Origin of the sequence: Chryseobacterium hilariae, from assembly GCF_051400735.1 — a bacterium.
Taxonomy (GTDB): Bacteria; Bacteroidota; Bacteroidia; order Flavobacteriales; family Weeksellaceae; genus Chryseobacterium.
On sequence record NZ_JBLFFJ010000006.1, the window covers coordinates 117,253 to 134,523 of the forward strand.

At 36.9% G+C, this 17,271-nt stretch carries 16 protein-coding genes; 7 read left to right on the top strand and 9 right to left on the bottom strand.

Annotated elements, in window-relative coordinates; genetic code table 11:
* Nucleotides 1-24: 24 nt before the first annotated feature.
* The 3 genes from ligD to ku all read right to left on the bottom strand — a co-directional run bounded on the left by ligD (nucleotide 25) and on the right by ku (nucleotide 3,361).
* The gene (ligD, locus tag ACMGDK_RS17155) at nucleotides 25-1,896 is read right to left on the bottom strand and encodes a DNA ligase D (protein ID WP_436809070.1); all 1,872 of its coding nucleotides are present in this window, start codon (nucleotides 1,894-1,896) and stop codon (nucleotides 25-27) included.
* 77 nt (nucleotides 1,897-1,973) lie between these two features.
* Nucleotides 1,974-2,576 carry a DNA polymerase ligase N-terminal domain-containing protein gene (locus tag ACMGDK_RS17160; RefSeq protein WP_436809071.1) on the bottom strand — a complete coding sequence of 201 codons (603 nt, stop codon included), beginning with the start codon at nucleotides 2,574-2,576 and terminating at the stop codon, nucleotides 1,974-1,976.
* On the bottom strand, nucleotides 2,576-3,361 hold the full coding sequence (ku, locus tag ACMGDK_RS17165; protein ID WP_436809072.1) for a non-homologous end joining protein Ku: 786 nt from the start codon (nucleotides 3,359-3,361) through the stop codon (nucleotides 2,576-2,578). The genes ACMGDK_RS17160 and ku overlap by 1 nt, the downstream gene beginning before the upstream one ends.
* A 144-nt stretch (nucleotides 3,362-3,505) precedes the next feature.
* Between ku and ACMGDK_RS17170 the strand changes: the two genes are divergently transcribed.
* Complete coding sequence (locus tag ACMGDK_RS17170) at nucleotides 3,506-4,075, top strand: Crp/Fnr family transcriptional regulator (protein ID WP_436809073.1); 570 nt, start codon at nucleotides 3,506-3,508, stop codon at nucleotides 4,073-4,075.
* 69 nt (nucleotides 4,076-4,144) lie between these two features.
* Nucleotides 4,145-5,437, top strand: coding sequence for an adenylosuccinate synthase (locus tag ACMGDK_RS17175; protein WP_436809074.1), 1,293 nt, complete (start codon nucleotides 4,145-4,147; stop codon nucleotides 5,435-5,437).
* 34 nt (nucleotides 5,438-5,471) lie between these two features.
* Here ACMGDK_RS17175 and ACMGDK_RS17180 read toward each other — a convergent pair whose 3' ends face one another.
* The 3 genes from ACMGDK_RS17180 to ACMGDK_RS17190 all read right to left on the bottom strand — a co-directional run bounded on the left by ACMGDK_RS17180 (nucleotide 5,472) and on the right by ACMGDK_RS17190 (nucleotide 8,523).
* Nucleotides 5,472-6,203, bottom strand: coding sequence for a carbon-nitrogen hydrolase family protein (locus tag ACMGDK_RS17180; protein ID WP_436809075.1), 732 nt, complete (start codon nucleotides 6,201-6,203; stop codon nucleotides 5,472-5,474).
* 43 nt (nucleotides 6,204-6,246) lie between these two features.
* Nucleotides 6,247-8,001: an aspartate--tRNA ligase gene (gene aspS / locus ACMGDK_RS17185; RefSeq protein ID WP_436809076.1), complete on the bottom strand. Its 1,755-nt coding sequence runs from the start codon at nucleotides 7,999-8,001 to the stop codon at nucleotides 6,247-6,249.
* 162 nt (nucleotides 8,002-8,163) lie between these two features.
* Nucleotides 8,164-8,523 carry an ankyrin repeat domain-containing protein gene (locus ACMGDK_RS17190; protein WP_436809077.1) on the bottom strand — a complete coding sequence of 120 codons (360 nt, stop codon included), beginning with the start codon at nucleotides 8,521-8,523 and terminating at the stop codon, nucleotides 8,164-8,166.
* Between the two features lie 111 nt (nucleotides 8,524-8,634).
* On the opposite strand from ACMGDK_RS17190, the gene ACMGDK_RS17195 reads away from it, so the two are divergent.
* Entirely contained in the window at nucleotides 8,635-10,029 is a 1,395-nt protein-coding gene (locus ACMGDK_RS17195; protein ID WP_436809078.1) for an MATE family efflux transporter, read from the top strand.
* Between the two features lie 141 nt (nucleotides 10,030-10,170).
* Nucleotides 10,171-10,290 (top strand): 30S ribosomal protein THX, encoded by a 120-nt coding sequence (locus tag ACMGDK_RS17200; protein ID WP_436809079.1) that lies wholly within the window; start codon nucleotides 10,171-10,173, stop codon nucleotides 10,288-10,290.
* Nucleotides 10,291-10,343: 53 nt separating this feature from the next.
* Here the strand turns inward: ACMGDK_RS17200 and ACMGDK_RS17205 are convergent, their stop codons facing one another.
* From ACMGDK_RS17205 to ACMGDK_RS17215, 3 genes are all read right to left on the bottom strand, one after another.
* Nucleotides 10,344-10,997, bottom strand: coding sequence for a DUF937 domain-containing protein (locus ACMGDK_RS17205; RefSeq protein WP_436809080.1), 654 nt, complete (start codon nucleotides 10,995-10,997; stop codon nucleotides 10,344-10,346).
* 81 nt (nucleotides 10,998-11,078) lie between these two features.
* Nucleotides 11,079-12,338 carry a protein O-mannosyl-transferase family gene (locus ACMGDK_RS17210; protein ID WP_436809081.1) on the bottom strand — a complete coding sequence of 420 codons (1,260 nt, stop codon included), beginning with the start codon at nucleotides 12,336-12,338 and terminating at the stop codon, nucleotides 11,079-11,081.
* A 3-nt stretch (nucleotides 12,339-12,341) separates the two neighbouring features.
* Nucleotides 12,342-12,851, bottom strand: coding sequence for a DUF2480 family protein (locus ACMGDK_RS17215; protein WP_436809082.1), 510 nt, complete (start codon nucleotides 12,849-12,851; stop codon nucleotides 12,342-12,344).
* 78 nt (nucleotides 12,852-12,929) lie between these two features.
* Here ACMGDK_RS17215 and lpxB point away from each other — a divergent pair, with 78 nt between their 5' ends.
* The 3 genes from lpxB (at nucleotide 12,930) to ACMGDK_RS17230 (ending at nucleotide 17,205) form a co-directional block, all read left to right on the top strand.
* A complete protein-coding gene (gene lpxB / locus ACMGDK_RS17220) occupies nucleotides 12,930-14,033 on the top strand; it encodes a lipid-A-disaccharide synthase (RefSeq protein WP_436809083.1) in 1,104 nt (367 codons plus the stop codon).
* A 41-nt stretch (nucleotides 14,034-14,074) separates the two neighbouring features.
* Nucleotides 14,075-15,166 carry a glycoside hydrolase family 99 protein gene (locus ACMGDK_RS17225; protein WP_436809084.1) on the top strand — a complete coding sequence of 364 codons (1,092 nt, stop codon included), beginning with the start codon at nucleotides 14,075-14,077 and terminating at the stop codon, nucleotides 15,164-15,166.
* Between the two features lie 266 nt (nucleotides 15,167-15,432).
* Nucleotides 15,433-17,205: a ComEC/Rec2 family competence protein gene (locus ACMGDK_RS17230; protein ID WP_436809085.1), complete on the top strand. Its 1,773-nt coding sequence runs from the start codon at nucleotides 15,433-15,435 to the stop codon at nucleotides 17,203-17,205.
* The last annotated feature ends 66 nt before the right edge of the window (nucleotides 17,206-17,271 follow it).

The following is a 17,271-nucleotide window of genomic DNA, read 5'->3' on the forward strand; positions in this document are numbered from 1 at the left end:
GTATTATTGTTCAAAAGTAGAGTATTATTCAATACTTTGCAACAATTCCAATGCTTTCATCATATCAATTCCCTTTCCCAAAACAGGTTTAAATAAATCACCTTTTTCTTTAATTCTATTCAAAGCATTATCAATAGTAAAATCCGTCGGTTTCATACCGGGTTTTACTTCATCCCAATCCAAAGGCATTGAAACAGAGGCTCCTTCCTTCGGACGTAAACTGTAAGCACTTGCTAAAGTCTGTCCAGTCCTGTTTTGCAGATAATCCAAATATATTTTCTTGTCGTCCCTTTTCTGTAGGCTCCTTTCTAATGTTGTGATTTCCGGGAGCTGTTCATGAACCTGCTTCATCAAAATATGGGCAAAATCTTTCACCTGGTCAAAATCATATTTCCCGCCCATCGGAATATAGACGTGAATCCCTGTGCTTCCCGAAGTTTTGCAATATCCTTTGATTTTAACTGAATTTAAAACCTCATTCACCTGAAGAGCCGTTTCAATGACATCATCAAATGTATTTTTCTTTGACGGATCCAAGTCCAAAACCAGATAATCGGGATGTTCCAGATCCGGGAGAGCGCTGTTCCATGGGTTTAAATCAATACAGCCTAAATTATTCAGATAAGCTAACGTAGCTTTATCATTACAGTAAACATAATCAATATACTTATCATTGGATTCTGAATAGACTTCCGTGGTTTTGATCCAGTCCGGCATATGGTCTCCGGCATCTTTCTGGTAAAAACCCTGTTCTTCAATACCATTCGGAAAACGGTTCAGAGATAACGGTCGGTTTTTCAGATAAGGCAGAATATAGGAAGCTACAGACTGATAATATTCTATCACATCTCCTTTTGTAACTCCGTCCTTGGGAAAATAAATTTTATCCTGATTTGTGAGCTTTACCTTATGCTTATCCAGTGTAAGTTCCTTTTCTTTTTCCGGGTTTTCTGTTTTCTTGGACGATGTTTTAGCTTTCATTTCTTTTGATTTTTCGTTAATTGGACTCTCTGTAATTTCTTCAGGCTCCTTATCCTCCCGGATTGCCATAAAAACAGGATGCCGATAAATGCCGTCTTTGGTAATTTCAGAGAATTTTATTTCACAGACCAATTCTGGTTTCGTCCAGGTTACAGGCATATTTGTCTTAGGTTTCTTTTCAAACGGGGAAGTTTTTACAATCAATTTTTTTAGTCTTTCATGCATTTGGAGTAAGGATTCTTTATTAAAACCTGTTCCCGTATGTCCGCAATACACCAGCTTTCCATCTATATATTTTCCAAGGATCAATGCTCCGAAGCTTTTTCTTGATCCTCTGGGCTCCGTAAATCCACAAATAATAGCTTCATCTGTATTGGTGAATTTTATTTTAAGCCAGTCATTCGTTCTGTGATTTTCAGTATATAAACTGCTGGCTTTCTTCGCAATCATTCCTTCTAACTGCATTTTCTTCATTTGGTTGAGAAAATCAATGCCCTTTTCCGGAAGATGATCACAATATTTGATAACATCGGTTTCAACTAAAGCTTCTTTTAAAAGCTCTTTCCTCTGTAAAAGCGGAAGTTCTTCTGTAGAATGGCCATTCAGCCACAGAAGGTCAAATACCTGGTAGGTTAAAGCTAGGTTGGGATTGTCACCAATTTGCTGTAAGAGTTGGAAGCTGGGCTTTCCATGTTCATCATAGGCTACAATTTCCCCGTCGAGAATCATTTTATACTTCTGATGTTCAAAATCTTTTGTAACTTTTTCAAACTTTGATAAAAAAGAAATTCCATTCCGGGAATAAAACAAGGGAGATTTATCACTGAGATCAGCAATTGCCCTGTATCCATCCCATTTAATTTCAAATACCCAATCTTCATCATCAAAGGCATTTTCAAAAGATTTAGCCAACATAGGCCTGATGAAATTCTCTAATTTTTTTTCGTCAACTAAAGAATTAAATCTCTGAAATCTGGGTTTGGTTTCAGAAGTTATGACTTCTTTTTGCTGTTTTTTAGGCTTTTTTTTTCCTCTAAAAATTTTGTTACCGCAGAATTTTTGGATGTATTCTCTTCCGCATCATAATTTTCTTCTGCAAATTCGTCTTTATGTTTAATTAAAAGCCACGCATTATTTTCAGCATTTTTCATTTTAACCAACGCAAATTCGCCTTTCAGTTTTTTTCCGTGCAAAATAAATTTTATTGAACCGGCTTTTAGCTCTTTTAGTAATTCTTTTTCATCTGAAAGTTTGCTGGTGTCATCCAACGGTTCATACGTTCCACTGTCCCAGACTTCAACTTGCCCGGCTCCGTAATTTCCTTCGGGAATATTGCCTTCAAAATCTTTATAATCGTAAGGATGATCTTCAACTTCCATGGCCAGGCGTTTGTCTCTTGGATCCAATGAAGGGCCTTTCGGAACAGCCCAACTTTTCAGCACGCCTTCCATTTCCAGCCGGAAATCATAATGTAGGCGGGATGCAGCGTGCCTTTGAACCACAAAAATAAGCTTGTCTTTACTCTTTTTTGTCTTTCCTTTAGGTTCGCTTGTTTTATCGAATTTCCGTTTTTCGTTGTAATCTTTAAGAGCCATTATGATGCATTTTTAGATTTGGAATTTTGTAAACTGGCTTTTAACTGGGCCATAAGGTCAATAACCTTACCTTCTTTTGCAGGTTCTGCTTTTTTAGCTTTTACGCCTTTACCTTTTGCTTTTTGCTTAATGATTTTCAGTAAAGATTCGGAATAAGTGTCCTCATACATTTTGGGATCAAACTCTTGTGAAAGCTGTTCGATAAGGCTTACTGCCATTTTTAGTTCGGCAGGTTTCGGAGCTTTTTTATCAGGGATTTTTAAATCTTTATAATCTCTGATTTCCTGGGCGAACCGTAAGCGGTTTAGAACCAAAACTTCATCATTATAAGGCCGGATCATTCCGATTGCTTCACTTTCACGAAGAACGAAGGTTCCGACACCCACCATTTTTGTTTGTGACAAAGCTTTTAATAGAAGCCTGTAAGCATTTTCCCCGTTCTTTTGAGGTTCGAGAAAATAAGGATTTTCAAAATAAACACTGTCAACTTCAACTTCTTTTACAAACTGATCGATAGAAAGTATTTTACTCTTTTCAGGACTTGCCGCTTCATAATCCTCATCTTCGAGAATAATGTATTTATCGTCCATGAGATAACCTTTTACAATATTTTCCCACTTGACTTCCTTGCCTGTTTTTTCGTTAACTCTTTTGAATTTAATGTTCGAAAAATCGGATTTATCGAGCATATCTAAATCTAATTTGCTGGTTTCTGTGGCGGAGTAAATTTTAACAGGAATATTGACTAAACCAAAGCCAATGGCGCCGTTCCAAATTGCTTTCATTGTCTTACGTTTTTAAAAATCAATCAATTAACATGCCGTGCAAGGCTGATGTGGTATATTTTATATGCTTTGTTGCCAAATGTCAATGGGTTTTAAATGCTGTTTCTGTACCTTTATATTTCAGTAATGCTGGGCTCAATAAATATGGAAGAACTTTTTAATTACGTAAGAAAATTCGGTATCCTGAATACATCAGAAAAACTGCTGATTGCGGAAGGACTGCAGGAAATAATTATACAGAAAGGAGAATCCTTCATAGAAGCTGGAAAGGTGAGCCGTAAGATCGCATTTGTAAAAGAAGGCGTTTTCCGGTCTTTGTATTATAATAAGCAGGGAGATGATTTTACGCGGTATTTTATTTATGAAGGACGGTTTATCGGAGATTTTCATGGCTTTACAGATCAGACACCTTCCCTTGAATATATTGAAGCTGTAACTGATGGGAAGCTTTTAGCAATTGATCTGGATCATTTTAAAATGCTGGAAAAAGAAATTAGCATCTGGCCTGTATTATTTGCTAAAATTCATGCTTTTGTAGCCGAAAACAAGCTTAAGGTGGCAAGTACAATGCTTAATCTTGATGCCAAATCCCGTTATATTCATTTTTTAAATCATTATCCGGGGCTTGCCAACAGGGTGCCACAATCCATGCTGGCTTCTTATCTTGGGATCACGCCGTCTTCATTGAGTCGGATCAGAAGAAATATTGTATAAATGTTTTTTGTCAAATGACAATGGTTTCCTTTCCGCCTGTTATAGCTTTGCATCATAAAAATGTAAAGTATGAATATGGACATAGTGCTAGGTCTCCAGTGGGGCGATGAAGGTAAAGGAAAATTTATTGATCTTATCAGTGAAGATTATGACATTGCAGCCCGTTTTAATGGGGGAGCAAATGCTGGACACAGTATAGAACGCAACGGGAAAAGAATTACACTGAAATCTCTTCCATCAGGAATCTTTATGAAAGATGTTCAAAATGTCATCGGGACCGGGACGGTTTTGGATCCGGTAAGTTTCAGAAAAGAAATTTTAAACCTGCAGCTGTTTGATGAAACTGTCCAGCCGGAAAAGAATCTGATCATTTCAAGGAAAGCACACTTTGTTCTTCCAACTCACAGGCTTGTGGATGTTTTTATGGAGGAAAACCCTGATTATACAACAATCGGAACTACAAAAAACGGAATTGCACAGGCTTACTCCAATAAAATCTTAAGACAGAATCTACGAGTCGGAGATATGGAGTTACCGGATTTTAAAAACAGGGTAGAACAGATTTTAGAAAGAGATTACCGATTGCTTGCCGGTGGAAATGTAGTACTTCCCCCTCTTGAAGAAATCAGCAGTGAGTTTTTTGAAGCAGTAGATTTTTTGAAGAAATTCACCCGTACAGAAACAGAAATATTTTTGAATACAGCTTTATCTGAAGGGAAAAGGATTTTGGCGGAAGGATCTCAGGCTGCTATGCTGGATATTGACCACGGGACGTATCCATATGTAACTTCTTCCTCTACAACAGCTGCGGGAGCAAGCAGTGGACTGGGTATTTCCCCTAAAAAAGTCGGTGAAATATTCGGAATTGCAAAGGCGTATTGCACAAGAGTCGGAAACGGGATGTTCCCAACAGAGGTCTTTGGCGATTTGGGAGAAGAGATTAGGCATAAAGGTCATGAATTCGGGTCCAACACCGGACGCCCGAGAAGAATAGGGTGGCTGGATCTTCCGGCTTTAAGATATGCCATTATGATCAATGGTGTTACCCAGGTTATACTCACTAAAGCAGATATTTTAAGCGGAATGGAATCAGTGGCTGTTTGTACGCATTATGAGTTGGAGGACGGAACGATTGAAAGAATTGCAGGAACTCTTCCTGAAAATGCACGCCCGGTTCTGAAGTCGATGGAAGGCTGGGAAGGAGACATTTCATCACTTGAAAATGCTTCTGACCTGCCTGATGAACTCAAAGAATTTCTTTCTTTTTTAAATCGTGAGTTGGATGTTCCTATTACCTATCTTTCTATCGGTCCGGGAAGAAATCAGATATTAAAAATTAAAGAACTGGAGTTGGTGAAATAAAAAGGGCGGAGATTTTCTCCGCTTTTATCAGATATTATTGTAGATAAATTTTTTCTACCTGCCCATTATTGGTGTTTAAAATAAGAATTCCTTCATCTTCGCTATTGAGCTGCCCGAGTAAACTTCCGTCAGTACTCCAAACAGAAGATTTGCCGGCACATTTATACCCTCCTGATTCTCCTGTGAAATTCGCCATTAAAACATTCATATGATATTTTACTGCGATATCAGAAAGTTTAAAGAGATCATCATCAATACCATTTACAGAATTGAGAACACTCGCAGTATAGATATTTGATCCCATTCGGTAAGCTTCCTGAGAATGCATTGGATCAGATAAGTCATAACATATAGCTAATGAAATTTTATTCTGCAATATTTCCAGTTGACAGAAAGAATCTCCTTTTGAAAAAACAGCGGTTTCTGTAGGAAAAAGATTCCGTTTTGAATAAGCTTCCCTCTCTTTTCCATGTTGAAATATAATACTGCTGATCAATAATCGGTCATTAGATTTTGTGGGCATTCCAACAGTGATGCTGATGTTGTTTTCATCTGCCATTTTTTGAAAAATGTCCAAAACCGGATCGTCATATTGAATAGAAAATCGTTCTGCTAATTCCTGTTCATATCCGGTAATTGAGAGTTCCGGGAAGATAATTAAATCAACATTTTTATTAACTGCTGTTTCGATTAATAAGATGTGGGTTTCAATATTTTTAAGAATATCTCCTTTTACAGGTTTAATTTGTGCGGCTGATATTTTCATGTTTGATCATTAAAAAAAGCGGGGTTGATTTCCCCGCTTTCAATTATGCTTTTAAATTTAATTGTATTTCAAGTTCGTCCAGCTGTTCATCAGCAATTGTGGCAGGCGCATCAATCATCACGTCTCGTCCTGAATTATTTTTAGGGAATGCGATATAATCCCTGATTACTTCATTTCCGTCAAGAATAGCCACCAAACGGTCAAATCCGAAAGCCAAACCACCGTGAGGAGGCGCTCCGTATTTAAAAGCATTCATCAGGAACCCAAACTGAGCTTCAGCTTCCTCTTTTGTAAACCCTAAAAGATCAAACATTTTTGACTGTAAATCTTTATCAAAAATTCTGATAGAACCGCCACCGATCTCGTTTCCGTTCAACACCATATCATAAGCATTTGCTCTTGCTTTACCAGGATCAGTTTCAAGTAAGTGAATATCTTCAGGTTTAGGAGAGGTGAAAGGGTGGTGCATTGCGTGATAACGTCCACTTTCTTCATCAAATTCCAATAATGGGAAATCAACAACCCAAAGCGGTGCAAATACATTTCCTTTTCTTAATCCCAAACGGTTTCCTAATTCCATTCTCAATGCAGAAAGCTGAGCTCTTACCTTATTTTCGTTTCCTGATAAGATCAGCATTAAGTCACCTTCCTTAGCTCCGAATTTTTCGATGATTTTCGCCAGATCTTCCTCATTGTAAAATTTGTTAACAGATGATGTTTTTACACCGTCATTCTGGAATTTGGCCCAAACCATTCCGGATGCTCCGATCTGCGGACGTTTTACCCAATCAACAAGCTCATCGATCTGCTTTCTTGTATAGTCAGCACATCCTTCAACATTAATTCCGACAACCAATTCAGCGTCATCAAATATTTTGAAATCCTTTCCTTTTACAAGTTCGTTCAGTTCCACGAATTCCATTCCGAAACGGATGTCCGGTTTGTCGTTTCCGTATTTTCTCATCGCATCAGCAAAAGTCATTCTCGGGAAATCTCCGAATTCCTGTCCTGTAATATCTTTAATTAATGTTTTGGTCATCCCTTCAAAGACATTCATGATATCTTCCTGTTCTACGAAGGCCATCTCACAGTCGATTTGTGTAAATTCCGGCTGTCTGTCCGCTCTTAAGTCTTCATCACGGAAGCATTTTACGATCTGGAAATATTTATCCATTCCGCCTACCATCAGAAGCTGCTTGAACGTCTGCGGCGATTGTGGAAGGGCATAAAACTGCCCCGGATTCATTCTGCTCGGAACCACGAAGTCTCTTGCACCTTCCGGAGTAGATTTGATTAAAACCGGAGTTTCCACTTCAATAAATCCTTCATCTGAAAGATAGTTTCTTACCTTCTGCGCCATTTTGTGACGGAAGATCAGTTTATCTCTTACCGGAGCTCTTCTGATATCCAGATAACGGTATTTCATTCTTAATTCTTCACCGCCATCCGTTTCATCTTCAATAGTGAAAGGTGGAAGCTGGGATTCATTAAGAACCGTTAATTTCTCAACTAAAATTTCAATTTCTCCTGTTGGAATATTGGGGTTTTTACTTACTCTTTCTATTACTTTTCCTGTAACCTGAATGACGAATTCACGTCCCAACTTTTTAGCATTTTCCATCAATTCCGCTGTCGAACGGTCCTGATCAAAAACCAGTTGGGTAATTCCGTAACGATCCCGAAGATCTATCCAAATCATAAATCCTTTGTCACGGATAGTCTGTACCCATCCGGAAAGTGTAACTTCTTCATTAAGATTTTTCAGAGATAATTCTCCGTTCGTGTGTGATCGAAACATAATTATTTGTTTAAGGTTCAATATTTAAGATATATGGTTTAGCTTTCTGATCATGAAGTTTTTCACCATAATTTCCGGATGCAAAGATAAGATTTTTTGCAGGTTCTCTAAACAAAAAAAACTTCCTTTCGGAAGTCTTGTATATTATTTGAGGGCTTTTAATTAATTATTAGCAGCGCCTTTTTGTATCAACAGTTGTACGGTTTGGTCTTTGTTTCCTAATTTAGCTAAAGCAAGAGGAGTTTTCCCGTTACATTCTTTATTGATATCTGCCTGGCTGTCCAAAAGGAATTTAACAATATTATTTCTACCGTAAAGTGAACTGAAGCCTAATGCGCTGAAAGCCTCATCTTTAAGCGGAAAGCATTTGTTATAGTCAGCTTTTGAAAAATTCTTTTTAAATGAAGCAACATTATCAGATTGAATAGCCTGCATCTGTTTTTTACTAAGGGATTGCGCAGACAGCATATTCGCAGACACTGAAATTACAAGCAGAAAGGCAGTAGAGATTATTTTTTTCATAAGATTTCATTAACAATATACAAATCTAAATTATTTTTTTGATATGTGTAACTAAATTTTTATAAGAATTGAATTCGTATTTTTGAAAATCAGATAATTATTGATTGTAAAATGACAAAATATATAGACTTTTTGAAAAGAGCCTTTAGTGGTGGAGAAGTAGATTACACGAAAATAACGATAAGAAGCGCGGTGCTTTTACTGGCAATTCCTATGATGCTGGAAATGGCCATGGAATCGGTTTTTGCCCTGGTTGATCTTTACTTTGTAGGACATTTGAAAGAAAGCGGCTATGCGATCCAGAGTGTTGGTTTAACGGAGTCTGTACTTTCAATCATGTATTCTATTGCAATAGGGATGAGCATGGCGGCCACCGCTTTGGTCGCACGTAGAATTGGAGAAAAGAATCCGGAACAGGCTTCCAGAAGTGCTGCGCAGGTTTTACTGGTTTCATTTATTGTTACTTCAATTCTGAGTTTGTTCGGAGTAATTTATGCTGAGGAAATTTTGATTCTGATGGGTTCAAAGCCTGAAGCTGCGGCTTATGGAAAAAATTTCACCAGGATTATGATGGGAAGCAGTGTGATCATTATGCTTTTATTTTTGATCAACGGGATCTTCAGAGGAGCAGGAAATGCAGCCATTGCCATGAAATCGCTCTGGATTGCCAACATTGTCAACATTATTCTCTGTCCGGTTCTTATCAAAGGTTTCGGGCCTGTTCCTGCGATGGGGCTTACCGGAGCGGCTTTAGCAACTACCATAGGCAGAAGCATCGGGGTAGTTTACCAGCTGTACCATCTTTTGGTTGCTGATACTCAGATCAGGATTGCATTATCTTACTTTCGCCCTGATTTCAGGCAGATAAAATCTATTGTGAAAATTGCGACTCCGGGAATTTTCCAGTTTGTGATCGCTTCTTGCAGCTGGATCTTTCTTGCCCAGTTGGTTGCCACTACGGGAGGGGAAAATGCTTCTGCAGGATATCAGACGGCTCTGAGGCTGATGATGTTTTTTATGCTTCCCGCCTGGGGATTGAGTAATGCAGCCTCTACGTTAGTTGGTCAGAATATGGGAGCTAATGAAATGCAGAGGGCAGAACAGTCTGTGATGAAAACAGTAAAATATAATGTGATCTTTATGCTGGCTGTAAGCCTGATATTTTTTCTGCTTGGAGATTTTCTTGTAGGATTTTTTACACAGGAAACAGAGATTAAAGCTTTTGCCAAAAATGCATTACACATTATGAGTGTAGGGTTTATCTTCTATGGAATTGGGATGGTACTCATTAATGCATTTAACGGAGCAGGCGATACCTGGACACCAACATGGGTGAACTTTTTTGGTTTCTGGCTATTCCAGATTCCGCTGGCCTATTTTCTTTCCAAATATTTCGGGCTGGGACCGAAAGGTGTATTCATATCTATTCCTGCCGCAGAAACTTTAATTACCATTGTTGCTTTTGTTTTGTTTAAAAAAGGAAAGTGGAAGACGGTGAAAGTATAATTTTTGTCTTTAATAGTCTTCCTTTTTCAGAATCGAAGTTTTCTTATCTTATGCTAGATTTATAAAAATTTTAACAGCCTTAATTTTTTTGATGTATACCATATTCTTAATTTAGTATTTAACCAATAAATATGTATCACTATGGGAAAAGGAGACAAAAAATCAAGAAGAGGAAAGATTAATGCAGGAAGTTACGGGAAAAGAAGGCCAAGAAAGGCTTCTAAGTCAGTTGGTTCTTCTGAAACTAAGGCGAAGAGCTAAAAATAAAAAGGCTGAAGATTAATCTTCAGCCTTTTTCAATATACAAAATTAAATTATTTTCCTCCTAAAATGTTACCAAGGATATTTCCTAATCCGCCTCCCTGCTGTTGCTGTCCGCCACCTCCAAGTACGCTTCCTAAGATATCGTTAAGCGGGTTTCCTCCGGACTGAGCCTGGCCGCCTCCTAAAACGCTTCCCAAAATGTCATTCAAAGGATTGGATTGCTGAGTCTGAGCCTGATTAGATGCATTTCCAAGAATTCCACCTAAAAGGTCTCCTAAACCTCCGGCTCCTACATTATTCTGCTGTTTTTCTTTACCGATATACCCCATAATTACCGGAGCAAGCATTGCTAAAATAGGTCCGATTTTGTCAATTGAGATCCCTGTATTTTGAGAAAGCTGATTTTCTACTGTGCTTTTTTGTCCGCCAAAAACATGATCAAGGATAGATCCTCCTTCAGCCTGCCTGGCTTCAGCTTGTGAAGCATCATCAAGAATACTTCCGTCGTGGTCTTTATCTAATGCATTATTTAAAGCTTCTGCTTCGTTAGCATCCTGGGATTTGTTTCTAAGGTAAGAAATAACCAGAGGTGCAGCTACTGCCAACAGGGCAATAATCTGGTTTCTGCTGATTCCGAATTTGTTTTCTGCCTGTTCAGCAACCTGATTGCTGGTGTTACCTGTAAGTAGGTCGATTAAACTCATGCTTGTGTTTATTTTAAATATTAAGTAAATCAAAGATATCAAAAAATGTGATTCACGAAATTTTTTACCTCACAATTATTGTTAAAGTTTTTTGATCTCTTCTTCCGTATATCCTTTGCTTTTTAACAGGTCTATATAATCTTTTGCTCCATTAATCATCCAGTGCATCGGATCAGGAGATTTCTTTTTTTCAATAATGAATTTCAGAATACCTACATTATTATTCATCCAGGGAACCAGGTAATAATCTAGACCACCTTTATACTTTTTAGCCTCATGAAAATTTCTTCCCGGTTCTGTTAGAAATGCCGCTTTATAGGTGGCATAATATCCTAAAGGAATCAAAAGACATATCCATGAAAATCTCTTCAGTGGAGAATATTTTGGTAATGCAAGTCCATATCCTATGGAAAGCGCAAAAATCATATTGAAAGGGATGAAAAATACATAATTGTCTGAAACAGCATAGAAAGTAGAGAAACCATAGACACATACAGCTGCAGTGAAGAATACAAAAAACATCTTTTTATCTGATGTGTATAAATGTATCATGCCAATGATCCCGAAAATGGTAAAGATATTAAAGTTGTAAATTAAATAACCTACAGACTGTACAAAATCTATCAAATACTGCTTTGGTGTTTTCTTGAATGTGTCTTGTATCCAGTGCCCTCCTTCTGCAGTATACGGCGAATATAATGGAAGCCCTTGAGAAACATTTAAAATGGTTATCGACAGGAAAAGAAACAAAAATATAAAAAGCGAAGAGTAAGCATATTTTTTTTCTTCTTTAAAATAGTATAGAAAAACTAATAGAGCTGGAATCAATAGTATATTCTGAATATGCAGCCATAAACTTAATCCTAAAAATAGACCGCTTAATATAATGTAATTCTTCTTATTTTCTGTAAAGCTTTTTACCATTGAAAAAAAGAAAAGGCTGATCCATAATGAATTGTAGGTATATACTTCTACAATTTCAGCATTTCTCCAAAAAGAAAAACTTAAACCGAAAACAATTGCTGCCGTGATAGAAACCCATTCTTTTTTAGTAATGCTTTTTAAAGTAAGATAAATAACGGATACTGTAGCAGAAGCAGAACCAATAATTAAGAGTCTGCTTGCGGCAATTGCATCAAGTCCTGTAATATCTTTGATCAGAATGCCTGTATTCACATAAAGAAAATGGGTAATGGCAGTAGCAACTGTTGCATATTTACCCAATTCAACTGTATGCACAAAACCCACGCAGTCGGCAAACGGAATTCTTGTAAAACTCCCGGCATAATAAATGGCTAAAAAAATGAAAAATAAAAATACTGCGTATAAATTTTTAAACATATATTAATTCTTTACAATAGGAACATTAGAACAGGCTTCACCAAACATCAGAGACTTAACCATGGGTTTCAGTTGTTCAACTAACTCTATATATGCATTTTCGGGGATTTCTTTGTCAGAGCAGCCCTTTACAAGAACTCTTTTACCTCTCATATCTTCAAAATCATACGTCTGGATAGCATTATGCATCAAAATTACCTCCAGATCTTCACGGTTTCCGAAGACGATCTTTTTAGCAACGTCCGTAAGCTTGGCCGTTAATACAAAATAAGCCCACAGCGGAACGATAGTATCCACAGAATTATAAATATATATATAAGTGTCTTTATACTCTTCAGTATTAATGGCATCCACCTTTTCTCTGAAGTCTTTTTCCTTCAGAATCATTTCCTGGAAAAGGAAATCTTTAAGGTCAATACCCATTCTTATCCCCTTAGGAACCAGAGTGGATAGGTCGAAATTCACAAGGCCGCTTTCAGCAACTTTATTTCGGATTTCAAATTCTTCTGACATTTTTTATCATTATCTTTGGACAAATTTACAAATTAAGATCAAGCAAACCTTAATTTGTTCTCTATCCTTACTATAGAAATGAAGTATTATATTATTGCAGGAGAAGCTTCCGGTGATCTGCATGGAAGCAACTTAATGAAAGCTCTTAAACAGAAAGATCCGCAGGCCGAAATAAGATTCTGGGGCGGAGATCTTATGAAAGCCCAGGGAGGAACATTGGTAAAACACTACCGTGATCTGGCATTTATGGGTTTTCTGGAAGTCGCTATGAATTTAAGAACCATCCTCAACAATATCAAATTCTGTAAGGAGGATATCAGAAAAAACAAACCCGATATTCTTATTCTGGTTGATTATCCTGGATTTAATTTAAGAATTGCAAAATTTGCAAAGGAACTTGGAATAAAAGTGGTCTATTATATTTCTCCACAGCTCTGGGCATGGAAAGAAGGCAGGGTAGAGATTATTAAAAAATATGTAGACGAAATGATGGTCATTCTTCCTTTTGAAGAGGATTTTTATAAAGGGCATGGTGTTCATTCCCATTTTGTAGGGCATCCGCTTCTTGATGCAATAGCTGGGCTTAATGATATCAATATTGAAGAATTTAAAAAGGAAAACGGACTTAACGAAAAAGAAATCATTGCACTCCTTCCCGGTTCAAGGAAACAGGAAGTGGAAAAAATGCTTGAAATTATGCTTTCCGTGAGACCGCATTTTAAAAATTACCAGTTTGTCATTGCCGGTGCGCCAAGCCTGCCGAAAGAATTCTATCAAAAATATGTGGATGATAATGTTCATTTTGTTTCCAACAGAACATATGATCTGCTGAGATGCTCGAAAGCCGCTTTGGTAACTTCGGGAACAGCAACGTTGGAAACTGCTTTGCTTAATGTTCCGGAAGTGGTTTGCTACCGCGGAAGCAAAATCTCTTACGCCATTGCAAAAAGACTCGTTAAAAACATTAAATATATTTCTCTGGTCAATCTGATCATGGACAGAGAAGTTGTAAAGGAGTTGATCCAGACCGACCTGAATACCAAAAACCTTGTGGAAGAACTCAATGAAATGATAGAAGGTGAAAAAAGAAATCAGGTTTTGGCAGATTACAGCCTTTTAAGAGAAAAGCTCGGCGGAAAAGGAGCGAGTGAAAAAGCAGCTGAGGTAATTTTAAGCATTTAATTACTCTTCTAAAATAATTTATAGATTTAATTTTTTTTCACATGAATTTTTTTAAAAGCTTTCTGGTAGTAATTCTATTGACCTGCCTTTCACCGAAAAGTTTTGCTCAAAACAGCAAATCCCGGGATAAGGTCCAGATCTTCTATTATGGATGGTACGGAAATCCTGAGGTGGATGGAAAGTATGATCATTGGAATCATGATATCTTGCCTCACTGGAATAATCCGAAATGGAACAATTTGGAAAATCACAAAGGCGGTGACGATATTGGAGCCAATTTCTATCCCGCCCTGGGAAATTACAGCTCCAATGATCCGGCTATCATTAAAAAGCACATGAAAATGATCCGGGAATCAGGGGTCGGAGTGGTTGTTTTAAGCTGGCTGGGAAAAGATTCATTTGTTGATAAGAGTATTGCTCAATATCTGGATATAGCAGATCAATTTAACTTAAAAGTTGCTTTTCACATAGAACCGTTTTACAAAAATATAACCGAGCTTAGAGAACAGCTTTCTTATCTGGTGAAAACCTATTCCCATCATCATGCCTTTTACAAAAAAGATGGAAAACCATTGTATTATGTTTATGATAGCTATAAAATTTCGCCGTCAGAATGGTCCGAGCTCCTTTCTGAAAACGGAAGAAAAACTGTTCGGAATACAGAATTAGATGGGCTTTACATAGGATTATGGGTTGAAAAAGAACATTCGGATTTTTTTGAAAAATCCGGTTTTGATGGTTTTTATACATACTTTGCCAGCGACGGTTTTGTTTTCGGAAGCACAACTTCCAATTGGAGTTATCTTTCCAAATATGCAAAAGACCATAACCTTACTTTTATACCTTGTGTGGGACCGGGTTATTCCGATACCAGAATAAGGCCCTGGAATGAAGCCAATTACAAAAGCAGAGAAAGCGGAAAATATTATGAGAAGATGTTTGATGCAGCCGCCAAAGTAAATCCGGACTTTATCGGGATTACTTCTTTCAACGAATGGCATGAAGGAACACAGGTAGAACCTGCAATCCCTAAAAAGTCAGGAGATTTCACATACGAAGACTATGGAAAAGATTCCTGGTTGTATATAAAAGAAACCAAACGCTTGACGGATCAATTTTTAAGCGGTAAATAATTCTGAAAATTCTCTTTTTGTAAGACTGTTTTATTTATAAAAGAAAATATTGCATTATAAAATAAAGACTGCTGTCAAATGCAGTTTTTTGAATACAAAGCTATCTATTGCAGAGGGCTTTTATTTTTTATTTAAAATCTTATTTCATAGTAAATAATCAAGCCGTATATTATTCATTTAATAGGAAGTAACGCTTCAGTTCTGCAAAACCTGTGTTATTTAAGAATCAAATAAATTGATTACTTTTTGATTGTAAATATTACAAGTTGAATAAGCAGCCACTTCTCATTCTATCCGTATGTTTTATCCTCGGAATCTTTTTTCAGGATAAAGTGCTGTTGGATAAAACTGTAATTTATATAGTTTCCGCAAGCTGTTTATCAATTTTCCTTTTGCTTTTTTCGAATTCTTATTTTCTGTATAAGACAAAAGCTATATTGCTGGGATTGATGTTCTTCGGAGCCGGGATAATCCTTCACTTTTTCAATAATTTTTCGTCCGCTAACCTGTCTGTTCCTCAAAACGGAACGGTGTTCTTTAAGATTTCCAAAAAACTGAACTCTACAGAAAAAAATAAAAAATATGAAGCCGTTATTCGTGTTGGGGAAGAAAATTTCAATGCTGTTCTCTATATCCCTAAAACAAATAAAAAATTTGATTTTGAGCATTATTACAAGGCTGATGCTTACCTGTCAAAAACAAAATCTCCGCAGTACAGCTTTCAGTTTGATTATGCAAGGTATTTAAAAAGGAAAAATATTGAATATCAATGTTATATATCCAGTAATATTTCCTCGGCAAAGAGAAATGATTTAAGCTTAAATGAACGAATTCAGCAGCGTAGATTAGAAACATTGCAAAAAATTGATCAAGCTGAAATGTTCCCTAGCACCCGGGAATTCTTAAAAGGAATTATTCTGGCAGACAGGACAGAAATGGATTCTGAAACGGTAGAAGATTTCAACAGGTCCGGAATGGTTCATTTATTGGCTATTTCAGGAACACATATTGTCGTTATTTTTGGGATGTTCTACTTTTTACTGACGCGGTTCAGTCCTCTCCGGCTCAGAAAGTATGCGGTGATTTCCAGCATTGTTTTTATCTGGCTGTTTGCTGTATTTATCGGTTTCGGAAATTCGGTGATGCGTTCCTGCATTATGCTCACGGTATATTTTGTGTATGTCCTTCTCCAAAGGAAACCGGATCTGCTTCATTCCCTTTCTTTATCGGCAATGATTATTTTAGTTATTGATACGCAGCAGCTTTTTGATGTCGGGTTTCAGCTCAGCTTTCTGGCTGTGCTGGGGATTTTTTGGTTAAACCAGCCACTTTTGAAATACTTCCCCAAACAGGATGGTTATTTGAAAAAGTTGATATGCAATACCATTACCATCTCACTCTCCGCACAACTGGCGACGCTTCCGCTGGTTCTTTATTATTTTCACCAGTTCTCGCTGGTTTCTGTTCCTGCCAATATTCTCATCGTTCCATTTTCAGAAGTATTGATTGTATTCTCTTTTTTAATGACAGTTCTCGTTGGTTTGAAGATCGATTTTACTTGGATCAATTTTGTATATGACGGATCTATCCAGATCTTACTGAACCTTATTCACTGGTTCTCAGAGAAGGATATGCTGTTTTATTCAAATATAGCGATGAATATTGCTGAAGTAGTATCCTTATCCTTTATCGTTTATGTATTAAGACCATTACTTTTAAATATCAACTTTAAAAATTTAATCAGGGTGATGGCAATGATTTTAGTTTTTTTTATAATCAGAACAGGGTTTACTATTTTTGAAAATCAGAGAGAAGAAATACTGCTTCATGATTTTAATAAAACTAAAGTATTATCAGTGAAGAAAGGAAATAAGGCTTGCTTTTGGATAGCAGAAAATTTGGACAAAAAGAAAGTTTTAAAATTTATAGCCAGTCCTTACTGCTCTTCCAGACGCATTCAGATCATGGAAATAAAAACCTTTCCCGGAACTGCAGAAAAGGTAGTTTATAATGGCAAAATTTATGATTTGAAAAAATAAACACTACTTTTCATTTTTTCCTTTAAATAATGTGATAGATTCTTATTTAGAAAGATTACAAACTGT